Annotated in this window: 9 protein-coding genes; 1 reads left to right on the top strand and 8 read right to left on the bottom strand. The window is 41.8% G+C overall.

What is annotated here, in order from left to right; translation table 11 throughout:
* Position 1: 1 nt before the first annotated feature.
* From AAG807_RS08975 to AAG807_RS08940, 8 genes are all read right to left on the bottom strand, one after another.
* On the bottom strand, positions 2-4,528 hold the full coding sequence (locus AAG807_RS08975; protein WP_341902621.1) for a gliding motility-associated C-terminal domain-containing protein: 4,527 nt from the start codon (positions 4,526-4,528) through the stop codon (positions 2-4).
* Positions 4,529-4,531: 3 nt separating this feature from the next.
* Positions 4,532-4,942 (bottom strand): hypothetical protein, encoded by a 411-nt coding sequence (locus tag AAG807_RS08970; RefSeq protein ID WP_341902619.1) that lies wholly within the window; start codon positions 4,940-4,942, stop codon positions 4,532-4,534.
* A gap of 154 nt (positions 4,943-5,096) precedes the next feature.
* Positions 5,097-9,959 (bottom strand): Ig-like domain-containing protein, encoded by a 4,863-nt coding sequence (locus tag AAG807_RS08965; protein ID WP_341902616.1) that lies wholly within the window; start codon positions 9,957-9,959, stop codon positions 5,097-5,099.
* A 336-nt stretch (positions 9,960-10,295) separates the two neighbouring features.
* A complete protein-coding gene (locus tag AAG807_RS08960) occupies positions 10,296-11,021 on the bottom strand; it encodes a LytTR family transcriptional regulator DNA-binding domain-containing protein (RefSeq protein ID WP_341902613.1) in 726 nt (241 codons plus the stop codon).
* The gene (locus AAG807_RS08955) at positions 11,018-12,043 is read right to left on the bottom strand and encodes a histidine kinase (RefSeq protein WP_341902610.1); all 1,026 of its coding nucleotides are present in this window, start codon (positions 12,041-12,043) and stop codon (positions 11,018-11,020) included. Before AAG807_RS08955 ends, AAG807_RS08960 begins: the two co-directional genes overlap by 4 nt.
* Positions 12,044-12,049: 6 nt before the next feature.
* On the bottom strand, positions 12,050-12,859 hold the full coding sequence (locus AAG807_RS08950; protein WP_341902607.1) for a LiaF domain-containing protein: 810 nt from the start codon (positions 12,857-12,859) through the stop codon (positions 12,050-12,052).
* An 83-nt stretch (positions 12,860-12,942) separates the two neighbouring features.
* The gene (locus AAG807_RS08945; RefSeq protein ID WP_341902605.1) at positions 12,943-13,557 is read right to left on the bottom strand and encodes a YdeI/OmpD-associated family protein; all 615 of its coding nucleotides are present in this window, start codon (positions 13,555-13,557) and stop codon (positions 12,943-12,945) included.
* Positions 13,544-13,960, bottom strand: coding sequence for a hypothetical protein (locus AAG807_RS08940; protein ID WP_341902603.1), 417 nt, complete (start codon positions 13,958-13,960; stop codon positions 13,544-13,546). Before AAG807_RS08940 ends, AAG807_RS08945 begins: the two co-directional genes overlap by 14 nt.
* 291 nt (positions 13,961-14,251) lie before the next feature.
* Between AAG807_RS08940 and AAG807_RS08935 the strand changes: the two genes are divergently transcribed.
* On the top strand, positions 14,252-14,896 hold the full coding sequence (locus tag AAG807_RS08935; RefSeq protein ID WP_341902600.1) for a murein L,D-transpeptidase catalytic domain family protein: 645 nt from the start codon (positions 14,252-14,254) through the stop codon (positions 14,894-14,896).
* The last annotated feature ends 59 nt before the right edge of the window (positions 14,897-14,955 follow it).

The following is a 14,955-nucleotide window of genomic DNA, read 5'->3' as shown; positions in this document are numbered from 1 at the left end:
GTTATTTCATCAGATGTACAAATTTTTGTCCTTCCAAATATTCTCCGAGCATCCCGGTAACTTTATACTGGTAAAAATAAACGCCTTCTGAAGCTTGATTTCCATTTGGCATTGTCCCGTCCCACTTAAAGTGAACATCGGTAGATTTGAACATCAGGTTCCCCCAACGATTGGTAACGACCACCTCCAAACTTGCCACATTCGAGCTGGCAAATTCGAAGAAATCATTGTTCTGATCACCATTCGGAGTGAAAATGTTCGGGAAGTCAATAATCATTGGTTGCGTGGGCTCTACAACGACAATAGTCACATATGTCGTATCTGAACAACCATTTTGAGATGTGGCAACCAAAACAACAGTATATTGACCTACACTATCATATGTTTGGTTTTGACTATTGGTGTTTCCGGTAATCAAGTCAATTCCGTTTCCAAAGTACCAATGATATGCATTTGCATGTTGACTTCCATTCGTTAACGTAACAATCAGGGGAGCGATTCCCGTTGAAGGAGTTGCACCAACACTTGCTATCGGAGGAGCTACCAGACTAACTGGAGCGCTTGTTCCGGAACAACCGTTGGCATCTGTTACAGTTACTGTAATTGGAGCTGAACTTGTTGTTTGAATGGTTTGTTGATTTCCACCTGTGCTCCACGAATAACTTGAATAGGGACCTCCTGCATCAAGCGTTGCCTGATTTCCTTCGCAATACCATAAGTTTCCTGTAATTATTGGCGTAGGACTCGGATTTACAAGCAAGGTTACATTGGAGATGCTATCGCAACCTCCGGAGGATTGGAATGTCTGACTGTAAACTCCGGCAGTTGATTGCAGGTTCCCATGGATTGTAATAGTCTGTCCCTGACAAATGGTAAGATTCGAATTGGTAACAATTTGTGCTACGGATGTAACATTTACAGCCGGACTTGTTCCCTGACAACCATTGTTATCAGTAACCGTGACGCTGATTCCATTTTGTGCGGTTACATTGATTGTTTGAGTTGCCGGCCCGGTGCTCCAAGAATAAGAAGAGTAAGGTCCACCCGCACTTAAAGTGGTTTGTCCACCCGCACAATAGGTTAAATTACCTGAGATTACCGGAGTCGGCAAATCATAGACAGTTACTGTATGTGTCTGAGAGCTTGAACAAGCTCCCGGCGTGGTGTATTGAACGGTGTAAGTTGTTCCACCGACACCATTTGTAATTGTACCTGTTGTAGCATTGATACTTGCACCGTCTACCGGAACAGGATTGAATGCAAAAGTTCCTCCTGCGGTTACAATTCCAGTTGCACTATTTGCAGAGCCTTCACAGAAATTGGTTACTGCGAATGATGGATCTCCACCTCCGCCAGGAGCCGTAAGTGTTGCAAAATCAATTGCCGGGCAACTTGCCGCACTTGCTGTGATAATTTCGAAGTTATTTATTGCAACGGAAGGATCTGTTCCAACACCATCGTCATTGTTTTGCCAACGAATAGCAATTCGAAGGTTCGGAATATTCTCACATGAAGCCGGAAGAGCATTGGAATAGGCTGTCCAGACTCCCTGAGGAGAGCAAGCCCCTGTTCCAGAGAATAATGGAGCTCCAAGTTGTGTCCATCCGGAACCTGTGTTGTACCAGACCGTCGCTTGATCGTTTGGTATGTCTCCTTGCGCAATGAAGTTGAATTTCAATGTCAGGTTCGATTGCCCAACGGTATTGATTGCCGGGCTTTCTGCTTGCCGGTTTGTTTGTGGACAGAATAACAACCCACATAATCCTCCTGCATCATATGCTGCACCTCCTCCGGGGAAGAACACACTGGTGATATGAAGGGTAGCATCACCATTTCCGGCAACACCACAACCTCCCGGTGCAACGCCTCCTTCATCATCGCTGACAGTAAAGAAGTTGGGATCGGCACCTTCCGCACCTGTGGGAACATTGAATGTCCAGGTGGTTGCTCCACTTTCAAAATCTTCAAAGAACAACAGATTACTTGAGCCATTCGCATCCGTTACCTGAAGGGAATAGGTTCCTCCGCAAAGATTTGAGATAGTGGCTGAATTCGTACCAATCGGATTATTCGAAGCGTCAAACCATTGATAAGTGTAAGGAGTACTTCCGCCAGATACTGTCGCAGTTATCGAACCATTACATCCTCCTCCACAAGTTGGGTTGATAGTTTGAAGGTTGTCAATAGAAGGTCCGCCGATACTTCCCACGTTTTCAGTTCCTGTAGCTTGACATCCGGAATTATCAGCAATAACAACTGTGTAAGATCCTGCATTCAATCCGGTAAATGAGCCTGAACCTTGAGTTGGTCCACCATTTAAACTGTAAGTGTAATTTGGAGTTCCACCATTTGGAGTGATATTGATTTCTCCATTGGAATTGCCACAATTTTCATTTACGATAGCAGCGGTATAAGTAAATCCGGTTGCGGTAACGGTATGGGTCATTGATGAAGGACATGCACCACCGGTTGTGTACTGAACCGTATAAGTTGTTCCGGTTGTTGCATTTGAAATGGAGCCAGTTGAAGAATTGATAGTTGCCCCATCAGCCGGCACCGGATTGAAACTGAATGTTCCGCCGGGAGTAGCGATTCCTGTTGCCTGATTGGTTCCTCCGGGACAGAAGTTTGTCAAGGTAAATGCGGGGTTTGCGGCAGGAGTTATCGTTACTACAATTTGGGCGGTACCAAAACAAGTCGGATTCAAAGGGTCTTCGTAACGAAGCCAATAAGTTCCACTAGTCCCAACGGTTGTGGAAATCGGATTGACATCATTTTGTGCATCAGTCTGGGTGGCATGATAAGTCAAAGTTGCAGGAGCAGATCCGGCAGCAATAGCTGTGCTTAGATTGACAGTTCCGGGAGCACAAGTATTCAAGGGATTCACATTCACGACCGGTGGAACGCATCCACCACAAGGATCTACTATGATATTTACGTTTTCAGTATGAGTGGCACATCCGGGAGTTCCATTGCTGACTGTCAATACATAATTCGTAGTGGAAGTAGGGCAGGCCTGTGTATTGATACTCGTAGGATTGGAAAGTCCTGTTGTCGGTGACCAGGAATAATTTACCGGTGCATAAATCGGAGGATCGTTAAAGGTGATAGACCAACCTTGCAATGTTCCAAAACCAAGTCCCAGACCAGGTGCATTGAAAGTAAGTGTCCAAACACCATTTGGATCACATCCGTTAAGTCCTGAAAATGGTTCATTCGGATTCCATGGTCCGCCAGATGCGGGGAAAGTTCCGCCCATTGCACTTCCACCAACAGGAACGAAAACGGTGTTGTTGTAGTTTCCATTTGCAACACCAGCTGGAGCAAGAATGATATCACACCCACCAGGCGAAGTAAGCGTTACAGTGAATCCGCCTGCAGTCAGATTACAAGTTGATCCAAAACCGATGTTCGTGCCATTGCAGTTACATCCACCAAAAGAGGTGCAGAAAAAAGAACCGGAAAAACTAAATCCGTTGATGGTTACATTTTGAATGAGTCCGTTGGTAATATTGGTGGTATTGATTCCCTGTACATTGATATTTACAGAAGCACTTCCTGAAGCAACGACATTGAATTCATTGTTTTCATAGGTTTCTATGCCTCCCGGATCAATTATAATTTGTCCGGTACCTGTAATTGTTGAGCAATCACCCGAACAGATGGTAGTGGGATTTGCCGAAACGGTTATATCATAAACCGGATCAAGTACGGTTACCGTGACAGTTGTTGTACATACCTGTCCTGTACCGGTTGTGATTTGAGCCGTATAAGTTGTTGTTGTAGTTGGAGTAACGGCATTTGGATTCACACCTCCCGGGTTTCCTACGCCATAAGAGTATCCGTCGTGGAGCCATTCAACTTCGGCATTGATATCATTTTGGAAGATTTGAACATTGTCAATTCCCCAGTGATCATAATCCGCTCCTGAATCTGCTGTTTGATGCCAGCGAATCAGTGTATTTGCGGTAATCGCTCCGGGAGGAAGTGCAAAACACCAGTTGTTCCAGTTTGTCAATTGCGGATCATTCCCACCATTCGGATCGAAATAATGGATATCTATCCAGGTTGCTCCGCCATCAATGGAGTATTGCAAGAATACACCTTCGTCCGGTTCGTCCGGTCCTTCACAAGGAGCAGCATTACCTTGTTCGGCAAAAAGTAAATCGAAGCAAATGGAGACTCCGGCAGTTGCTGCCGTTAAATTGTATGGAGATGAGGTTAACGTTCTGGGAACACTCGTTGTACTTCCCATCCATGCATGTGGTGTTCCGTCAACTCCTCCGGGTGAACAAGGGTTGTTAAAATTAGTGGATCCTGGTGTAGCTCCCCATCCCGGACCAAAGGATCCCGTATTGAAGGTTTCATTCAATACCATTTGTCCTGTAGAAGAACCAAAAGCAGATAGATTCACACTCTGACCACAGGTAATGGTTGTTGCACTTGCACTCGCATTAATGTCACATTGAGCCAATAAGTGACCACCCACGATGAAAATCGGGGCAATTAGTAGTAGTAAGTATTTCATGGTCTAGTTTGTTGTAACGTCCCTGATATCAAAGTTTATCAAGGAGCGTTTGATTGTATTCTTTTTATCCTGGGCAAACAGGTAAAATGTTTTGTCCATTGAATTTGCCTGATTGTATTCTACACTTGAATTTGCAGGAATTGAAACATGGTATTTTTTTTCCTGGGGTTTAGCAGCTGTTTCACTATCTGAGTAAGTAATCAACCGGTTAAAATTCAATTGGACCTCCTTATCCGTTTTGTTTTCATAGCGAAACACAATTCGTTTATGACTGATCCCCAGTTGGGCATCATCAATCTCGGCAGGTCTGTATTGAATGGTAATACCCTGACCTTCGTAATAGGTTTGCCACTCTTGTGCTTTTGCATTCGATGCAAACAGAATTGCAAAAAATAATAATGTAATTGTTTTCATTTTTTGGTTTTAGTTTATGTTTAATCAGCTTCGTCGGATTAGTTAGTCCAGCCGATGCCAATCTTTGTTTAGTTTCTAATTATGAATTCTCTCATTCTCTCATTCTCTCATTATCCTCTACCGCGGATATATTTATCGAAAGCAGTGCTTTCTCTTATTTTAATAGATTAACGTGTCCAATGATTTCGTATCTCTTGTCTAAGTTTCTCTCTTTCAGGGTTATTTTATAAGTATAGATTCCTTCTTTAGAAATCAGATTGTTATAGGTTCCGTCCCATCCGACATTCATGTCTTTTGATTCGAAAATGATTTCACCCCAGCGATCAAAAATGAGGAAAGAGTAATCCTTTACATCAAATCCCGGACTGAAAATCGGCTTGAAATAATTGTTCACTTCATCCCCATCCGGAGTGAAGGTGTTTGGTACGAACCAGTATAATTCATCTACCACAGATATTACCATTGTTGCGGAATCTCTGCATCCAAAAGAATTACTTGCTGTTAGCATTACGGTATATACTCCTGCAACTTCATCGTATGCATGAACTGCATTTGTCAAGTTTGAATACGTCCCATCATCGAAATCCCAGGTGTAATTGGTTGCTCCGGTTGAGGTATTGGTGAATTGGAATAATGTATTCAAAACAGTTTGTTGAGTATGATCAACCGTGAAGTCTGCATCTACTTCCGGATGAATAGTGATCATATCTGTGTTTGTCAACGAACTAATGCATCCGTTTGCATTGGTAACTGTTAGGGTGATATCGTACACTCCTTCCTGATTAAATAGTTGAGTTACCGAACCGCATCCATTCTGAGTTCCAATCCCCTCAAAAGTCCATACACAGTTTGTAGAGGCAGAACCTGTATTGGTAAATACAATAGTTTGCGGGGCACAACCCTCGGACGCATTACTTGTAAATGAAACAATTGGAATGTCGAATACAGTAAAGAGAACAGTGCTGCTGCATCCACCACTATTCAAATAAGTTATGGTTGTTGTTCCCGGAGAAATACTAGTGACATTCCCGGAATTATCAATACTTGCAACAGCTGTGTTTGATGAGGTCCATGGAGTGATGGCATCCGGAATTCCAGCTCCGGTCAGAATGGAGTTTGTACCATTACAAACATTCGTAGTTCCATTGATTGCTGCACCTGGATTTACGGTAACCTGCACACTGTTATCACAAGAACCTGAGTTGGTATAAGTAATTGTCACCACTCCATTCGAAATACCGGTAACCAATCCGGTGTTTGTTACAGTAGCAATCGCAGGATTGGAACTTACCCACGGATTACTTGAGTTTGGAGTTCCGGAACCAGTAAGTTGAGTTGTATTTCCCAAACAAATAGTAAGGTTTCCGTTAATTGTTGGTGAATCCACCGAATTTAATGAGTAAGTGGAAGAACATCCATTGGAATTTGTAAAAGTGATAGTAACTGTTCCAACAGTTAAACCGGTTACCAATCCTGTATTATCAATAGAAGCAATAGTTGGATTAGACGAAACCCAAGGGTTGGTTGCATTCGGCGTTCCGGTTGCTGTTAATTGAACAGTAGATCCAACACATACTTCACTTCCTGTTATTGTTGGGATAGGGTAGACGGTTACCACGTGAGTTTGTGTTCCCGGGCAAGCGCCATTAGTGGTGTACTGAACAGTATAAGTTGTTCCGCCAATACCATTTGCAATTGCACCGGTAGAAGCATTAATCGTAGCTCCATCTGTTGGAATTGGATTGAAAGCAAACGTTCCACCTGCAGTTACAATTCCAGTGGCGCTATTTGTTGCACCCTCGCAATAATTGCTTACTGTAAATGATGGGTCATCTCCACCGGCAGGTGAAGTAAGAGTCGCAAAACCGATACTTGGACAACTTGTTGCACTAGCAGTAATTACTTCAAGATTGTTTATGGCAACTGAGGGATCAGTTCCAACTCCATCATCGTTATTTTGCCAGCGAATCGCAATTCGCAAGTTAGGAATGTTTTCGCAAACTGCTGGAAGAGGACTTGAATAAGCTGTCCAAATTCCTTGAGGAGAACAAACCCCTGTTCCGGAGAATAATGCAGCACCTAATTGTACCCAACCTGCACCTGCATTATACCAAACAGTGGCTTGGTCATTCGGGATATCTCCTTGGGCGATATAATCGAAGTTGAGTGTTAAATTGGATTGACCGACCGTATTGATAGCAGGACTTTCAGCTTGACGATCTGTTTGTGGACAGAAAAGAATTCCACATAATCCTCCTGCATCATAAGCTGCACCTCCACCAGGGAAGAATACACTGGTAATATGAAGTGTTGCATCACCATTTCCAGCAATTCCACAACCTCCGGGAGCAACTCCACCTTCGTCGTCATCTACTTCAAAGAAATTAGGATCACTGCCTTCCGGACCTTGAGGCATGTTGAAATTCCATCCTGCAATACCTGTTTCAAAATCGTCGTAAAATAATTGAGTACTTCCGCCACCGGCATCTGTTACCTGGAGGGAATAAGTTCCACCACAAAGATTTGAGATCGTAGCTGAATTCGTTCCAATTGGGTTATTGGAGGCATCAAACCATTCATAAGTATAAGGTGCTGTTCCACCAGATACTGTTGCTGTTATTGATCCATTGCATCCGGTACCACAGGTTGGGTTTACAGTTTGTAAGTTGTCAATGGTTGGTCCGCCAATACTACCCACATTTTCTGTTCCGGTACTTTGACAACCTGCATTATCTGTAATTAAGATGGAATAGACTCCCAGAGTTAGTCCGGTGAAGATTCCCGAACTTTGTGTTGCACCACCGTTTATACTAAAGGAATATGGGGCAGTTCCACCGGTTGGAGCAATATTTATTTCACCATTCGCATTTCCACAAGTTTCATCGGTAATGGATGCACTGTATGAGAAGCCAGATGCGCTTACAGGATGAGTAGTTGAAGCCGGACAAGTTCCATTCGTTGTATATTGAACGGTGTAAGTTGTTCCGGTAGTTGCATTTGAAATTGCACCGGTCGAAGTATTGATTGTCGCTCCATCTGTTGGTAGTGGATTGAAACTAAATGTCCCACCGGGAGTTGCTATTCCCGTAGCTTGATTTGTACTGCCAGTGCAAAAGTTTGTAAGTGTAAATGCAGGGTTATCAGCAGGATTAATTGTGACCACAATTTGAGTTACACCAAAACAAGTTGAATTCGTTGGGTCTTCATACCGAACCCAATAGCTTCCACTCGTGCCAACAGTTGTTGAAATCGGATTGACATCGTTTTGAGCATCTGCTTGAGTTGCGTGGTATGTCAACGTTGCAGGAGCGGATCCGGCAGCAATAGCGGTACTTAGATTGACAGTTCCCGGCGCACAGGTGTTTAATGGATTCACATTCACCACCGGCGGAATACATCCACCACAAGGATCAACGATGATATTTACATTTTCAGTGTGGGTTGGGCAACCTGGAGTTCCATTACTAACTGTAAGAACATAATTCGTGGTGCTAGTTGGACAAGCTTGGGTATTGATACTTGTTGGATTTGAAAGACCGGTAGTCGGTGACCAGGAATAGTTTACCGGAGCATAGATTGGAGGGTCGTTAAAAGTGATAGACCAACCTTGTAGCGTCCCGAAACCAAGACCAAGACCAGGGGCATTGAATGACAATGTCCAAACTCCATTTGGATCACAACCATTTAAACCTGAAAAAGGTTGGTTTGGGTTCCAAGGTCCACCCGATGCTGGAAAAGTACCTCCAAGAGCACTTCCTCCTACAGGAACAAATACGGTATTGTTATAGTTTCCGGAAGCTACGCCAGCTGGAGCAAGGATAATGTCACAACCTCCCGGAGAAGTAAGTGTTACAGTAAATCCGCTTGCTGTTAAGTTACAATTGGATCCGAATCCAATATTAGAACCGTTGCAGTTACATCCTCCAAAAGAAGTGCATAAGAAAGATCCGGAGAAATTGAATCCATTGATAGTTACGTTTTGAATGAGTCCATTGGTGATAGTGGTGGTATTGATTCCTTGTACATTGATGTTTACTTCAGCGCTTCCGGATGCCACGACATTAAACTCGTTGTTTTCATAGGTTTCTAGTCCTCCCGGATCAATGACAACTTGTCCTGTACCGGTAATCGTTGAGCAATCACCCGAACAAATGGTTGTTGGACTTGCCGAAACGGTTACATCATAAACCGGTGGAATGACATTTATCGTGATGGAAGTTGTACATACCTGTCCTGTACCGGTAGTGATTTGGGCTGTATAAGTAGTGGTTGTAGTTGGAGTAACGGCATTTGGATTTACACCACCTGGATTTCCTATTCCATAAGAATACCCATCATGAAGCCATTCAACTTCCGAGTTGATATCATTTTGGAAGATTTGAACATTGTCAATTCCCCAGTGGTCATAATCTGCTCCTGAGTCGGCAATTTGATGCCAACGAATTAAGGTGTTAGCAGTAATCGCTCCCGGAGGAAGGGCAAAGCACCAGTTATTCCAATTGGTAAGCTGTGGGTCATTTCCACCATTTGGATCGAAATAATGAATATCTATCCAGGTTGCTCCGCCATCAATGGAGTATTGTAAAAAAACGCCTTCGTCTGGTTCATCCGGACCTTCACAGGGTGATGCGTCTCCTTGTTCAGCAAAGAGTAAATCAAAGCAAATGGAAACTCCTGCAGTTGCTGCTGTCAGATTGTATGGAGCAGAAGTCAAGGTTCTGGGAACACTTGTATTATTATCCATCCACGCATGTGGTGTTCCATCCACTCCAGCAGGGGAACATGGATTAGAAAAATTAGTAGATCCTGGGGTTGCTCCCCATCCTGTGCCGAATCCACCCGTATTGAAAGTTTCATTCAATACCATTTGACCTGTAGAAGAACCAAAAGCAGATAGATTCACGCTCTGACCACAAGTGATCGTTGTTGCACTTGCTGAAGCGTTTATGTCGCATTGAGCAAAGCCTTTAAAATAAGATAAACTAACTAAAGAGCTTAGTAATAGCAGTTTTTTCATGTTTGGATTTTTTGGAAATAATTTGGTGATAATCCGGTAAAATGTATTTGCCGAATGAACTTAATCTAGGATACCAAAAAATAAACTTCACGAAAAATTTGTTCTCGAAATCGCTGGGGGGAGAGCAGCCATAAGAAAACTCGGTTACAAAAGCGTTTTGTAACTGTTTATATGCAGAAGTAGAGCCAATTGCAATAGCAATAAGCATTTTAGTAGTAGACGCCATTAATTAGTGTCTTAGAATAAGTACACCAAATTAACGAAGACTTTATATAAAAGGATGCCTGTTGTTTTTTATTTAACAGAAACAAATAAAAAAAGGACAAAATTAACCTGCTACAAACCTAGTCGGGATTTCAGTTCACCGTAGGAAGAACGTGAGATTGGAATACTTGTTCCGCTCTTTAAAATGGCGACATAGCTGTTCTTTTCGTAAGATTCGATTTTCGTTAACTGATTGACATTTAGAATGTAAGAACGATGGATTCGAATAAATTGATCTTTTGGAAGAACTTGTTCAAAATGATTCATCGTCTGTTTTTTTAAGATGTATTTTTTTCCTTGATAGATTTTTACGTAATCATCATAAGCTTCTATATAATCCACCTCATTGATTGGAATGATCTTGATTTCGGTTCCATCCTTTACAACGATTCGATTTTGTTCATGTATGATCTGAAGTGGAATGTCTTTTTTCAACTCACCACTGAGTTCTGTATTTCTTTTTTTGCTGACTGCTGAGTCAAAACGTTCTTCAGAGAAAGGTTTTAAGAGGTAATCCAAAGCATTTACTTCAAATGCTTTTAGAGCAAATTCGTCAAATGCGGTGGTGAAAATGACAGAAGGGTTTTCGGAAAGTAATTCCAATAATTCGAACCCGTTGATTTTCGGCATTTGAATATCCAAAAACAGTAAGTCGGGTTTTGCTTCAGGGATCAACTTCAATGCTTCAAATCCGTCGCTTGCTTCTCCAACAAGAACAATATCCGTATACTTTTGCAAGTGTTTTTTAACAACCTCTCTTGCCAATGGCTCGTCGTCTACTATGAATGCCTTAATCATTTCGGAATCAAAATTTTAGTGATGAATAGTTTATCTTGTTTCTCGGTGGTTAATAGATCGTATTGGTTGAAAAGAAGCATCAACCTGCGTTTGATACTGGTGAGTCCGAAGCCTTTACCTGTTTTGTACTGAGTGAAATCGGGATCAAAAGGATTTCTGACTTCGATTTCCAAGCCGTTTTCCTGGTGTTTAACCCCCACATAAATGATGACTTCATCCGTAGAGCCGTACAAGCCGAACTTGATGGCATTTTCAATTACCGGTTGCAATAAAAGGGGAGGGACCAAGGTTTCCAAACAGCCTTCATCAATGTCGAATTCTGTTTTTAACCGGTGTCCGAAACGGATCTTTTCAATTTCCAGGTAGCGTTTTACCTGCTCAATTTCTTCAGAGATGGGAATTAAGGTCTGTATGTCCTTGCGCAATGTTCCACGCAGGAAATCACTCAATAATAAGATCATCCGATTGGCTTCCTTTGGATTGATTTCCGTTAGTGCTCCAATTGAATTCAAACTGTTGAAGAGGAAATGCGGTTGCAATTGCTGGTGGATGTTGTCTAATTCCGCTTTCGTTAAAGCGCGTTCCTGTTCAATCAATTGCTGGTGCACCTGTGATTGTATCTGCTGATTCTTGTTGATCCACCAATACAAACTCACGGAAATCAGAATGAAGAAAACGATACAAGCCCGCGCTCCTTCAAACGGACGGATGTATTCGGTCCAACGTTCATTTCCCAAGACCAGTTTGAATGCGCTGGTTATTAAAAGTTGGTAGATTGCTGTTAGTACCAATACCAAACCGAAATTGGAAAAATTAACTGGTCTTTTTGCGTGAGAATACGTTTGGATGAAATAGAGAATCTGGGAAATAACTGAAATGATTATACCTGAAAAAAGGGCATCTTTCCAGGCAATGTCAAATGGGAAATGATTCCCCAACAAAGCAAAGAAAAGTACAAAACTTGCAATCACCGTCCAAACGATGAAGAGTAATTGCACTTTTGTACCGATCCTTAAAAACATCCTTTTTTATTTACTGAAACTATTTACTTCAATTCCTCCAAACATACAGGTTCCTCTTAATACAAGCACTTTGCGTTCTTCGTCTGCATCCCGCTGATGTTGTGGACGTTTGTCTTCAAATGATCCGAAGATGCTTGCAACTTCCGAAATGACTTCCCAGTGATTAGGGATCGTCAATGTAGTTCCTCCAAATACATTCGTGACATCGACTACAATCCGATCCTGAAAATCTGCCTGTGAAAGGTTTACATCTGTTCCACCGAAGAAAGAAACAATATCTGCTCCTTTAAAGTTCTTGCTAACTACCGTTTTTGTGATTCCTCCGAAAAAACTGACGCTGTCAATAAAGTCATTCTCGCTGTAATTGTATGCAGAGTAACCTCTTTTATGTGCTTCATGGATGTGTTTCCAGTTCTCCTTTGAAAAGCGGTGTCTTCTACTATTTCGACCACATCGCTTGTTTTTTGAAAAAACAACACACAGACCAACCAGAATTAATGCGATAGGGAATATGATCTTGCCATTAATGAGATTCGGATACCATTCTGCCAAAAGAAATAGTTTACCAATAATGATGAGAAGATATCCGTGAAATTTTCTGAATTTGTGCTTGACCAGTACAATGATCCCGATGACTATTAGAATCATTTGCCAACTAAGCAAATAGGAAGGAGTGTGGTAACCTAATTGTTCCAATAAGTAAACTGTTCCAAAGAAAACAATGGCCAATCCACCTGCTATTTTTCCGCGACGATGACTTTTCTGTGCTTTTAAAATTTCGTGTTCTATTTCCGTGCGAATGTTATCTGTTTCCATAATCTGAAAGATTTATAAGACAAAGGTATAAGACTAATCAGGAGTTGTTTAGTCAAAATCGGTCAACTGTGGACGAAAATCGGTTAACGCATGTATTTCCAGTCTTTTGACTTTCCTTCCAACAGGTTTTCAATTGTTTGCTGCAATCTGCGTTGTTTGGTCTCTTCCCGTTTTGCTTCCCTGATCCAATGGATATACTCTCTTTGATGGGAAGGGGGAAAGGAGTCGAATGTGGCTTTTGCTTTTGGATTGGCTTCCAATAATTCGATCAATTCCAAAGGTGGTTCCACAACCGGTTTTTTGACTTTCGGATTTAACTCCCGGGGCATTGTTCCCTGATCTGTCAATGTCATTGCTTCCAGGATGCAAGCTCCCAAATGGTCTGGTTTTGGTAAATCAGTAAGCGAAGTGATTTTTCCCAAACTACCCATTCCGCCATCTTCGGTGCGTTTGAATAGTCCATGAGGATCGCTCATTTCGGAATGAAGCCAGAATCCGAAAGAACAATGGTTTTTGAATGAAGCCATATTGCACAGGATTTTACCACGGTACATGAAAAATGGCATACTCCATTTCATTCCTTCCTCCACTTCAGGACAAAAAAGATGAACGGTTTCTCGTAGCTGATTCAATATGGGTTGCGCAAAATCAGCTGATTTTGAAATGTAATGTGTGATTCTTTCATCAAATCCCCTCATCCGTTTTCTTTTTGCGGATTAAAAAATAGGCAATGTATCCTATCGGAATGAAAATGAATAAACTGGAGATTAACATCCATTTTGGATATGGAGTTAAAATGACTTGGAGCAAAGTCAGAAAATTTAAGACGACAACTGCTGCAAGCATGGGAATGGAAGAGTCTCGGCCTGAAATGAACGTGCTGGCAATTGCAGCGACAAAAGCAGAAATCACCCAATTCAGTACGATCACAAATTTGAATCCAAAAGAAACCTCGTTTTCATAGAAGTCAGGGATTAGCGCACGGTCTGTTGGGATCGGGAACTCCAAAGGGAAAATATAAGCTGAGAAAATATCACCAAGCGCGATGAATAATCCTCCGATTATAATTCCTACTACAATTGCAAGTGTTCTTCTCTTCATGATATATTTCTTTCTAGTAAATATAAGAAAAAGCGTTAGCTTTTGATAACTGAACAAGCGTTAGTGCAGTTCAACAAAGGGGATTTATTTTAGAAAACACTCTTTTGAAGACCAAATTATGATCAGCCACGGCTGATCAGAGCGAAAGTAATTTGGGAAAAAGTGGCATGCATCATTGCAAATGCCGAATTACTCATCGACAATCTTCATTTTAAGGTAGATGATAATTCGTAATTACTAGCTATTTTGTACCCGAAATTGATTTTTAGCGTTAGAATAAAAAAGGGAAACATGATCAAATTGTATTTTATTGCTTTTATCTTATTTGTTGCTGCATGTACCTATAATCAAGCGCAAACATCCCAGTTGAATAGGGGGGATTCGGAAGAAATCATATCGGAATCCGATTATGACTCGACACGCTTTTTGAAGGTGCTTCCTCAGCAGATTGAATCGGTAAAGAATTACATTAAAAGCAAAGGGACATTTTATTCGAATCAGAAAGCCATTCTGATCGACATGCGGATTCCATCCAAGTATTTCCGATTGTTTGTAGTGGATTTAAAAACAGGTAAAGTCCTTTCCAAAGGACTTTGTGCACACGGGTCGGGATCCGAAATTGAAGGAACAGACTCACTCCGATTCAGCAACACTCCAAATTCATACATGACTTCGTTGGGCTTGTACAAAATAGGCGGCTCATATCAGGGGAATTTTGGAAAATCGTATAAATTGGCTGGTCTCGAAAAATCGAATGATCAAGCTGCAGCAAGGGCAATTGTGTTACATCGTTACAGCTGTGTTCCGGATGAAGAGCAATATTATCCGATTTGCACTAGTTTGGGTTGTGCCATGTTGTCGGAGAATTATTTCGAAGAGTTGATTCCGATGATAGACAAGGAACCGAAACCGATGATTTTGAAGATTTACTATTAACTGCCAATGCTACTTAGAAATTTACCACGAAGGCAGAAGGGCACGAGTATTTTATGTGT

It is taken from the genome of Fluviicola taffensis DSM 16823 (genome assembly GCF_943372375.1).
GTDB lineage: Bacteria > Bacteroidota > Bacteroidia > Flavobacteriales_D > Crocinitomicaceae > Fluviicola > Fluviicola taffensis_A.
Note: the sequence above shows the minus strand (reverse complement) of the source record. Positions and strands in the feature narration are given on the sequence as shown.

Excerpts from the sequence above, each read along its gene's own strand:
- AAG807_RS08975 (WP_341902621.1), bottom strand. The coding sequence starts at position 4,528 with ATGAAATACTTACTACTACTAATTGCCCCGATTTTCATCGTGGGTGGT.
- AAG807_RS08950 (WP_341902607.1), bottom strand. The coding sequence starts at position 12,859 with ATGGAAACAGATAACATTCGCACGGAAATAGAACACGAAATTTTAAAA.
- AAG807_RS08940 (WP_341902603.1), bottom strand. The coding sequence starts at position 13,960 with ATGAAGAGAAGAACACTTGCAATTGTAGTAGGAATTATAATCGGAGGA.
- AAG807_RS08960 (WP_341902613.1), bottom strand. The coding sequence starts at position 11,021 with ATGATTAAGGCATTCATAGTAGACGACGAGCCATTGGCAAGAGAGGTT.
- AAG807_RS08955 (WP_341902610.1), bottom strand. The coding sequence starts at position 12,043 with ATGTTTTTAAGGATCGGTACAAAAGTGCAATTACTCTTCATCGTTTGG.
- AAG807_RS08935 (WP_341902600.1), top strand. The coding sequence starts at position 14,252 with ATGATCAAATTGTATTTTATTGCTTTTATCTTATTTGTTGCTGCATGT.
- AAG807_RS08965 (WP_341902616.1), bottom strand. The coding sequence starts at position 9,959 with ATGAAAAAACTGCTATTACTAAGCTCTTTAGTTAGTTTATCTTATTTT.
- AAG807_RS08970 (WP_341902619.1), bottom strand. The coding sequence starts at position 4,942 with ATGAAAACAATTACATTATTATTTTTTGCAATTCTGTTTGCATCGAAT.
- AAG807_RS08945 (WP_341902605.1), bottom strand. The coding sequence starts at position 13,557 with ATGAGGGGATTTGATGAAAGAATCACACATTACATTTCAAAATCAGCT.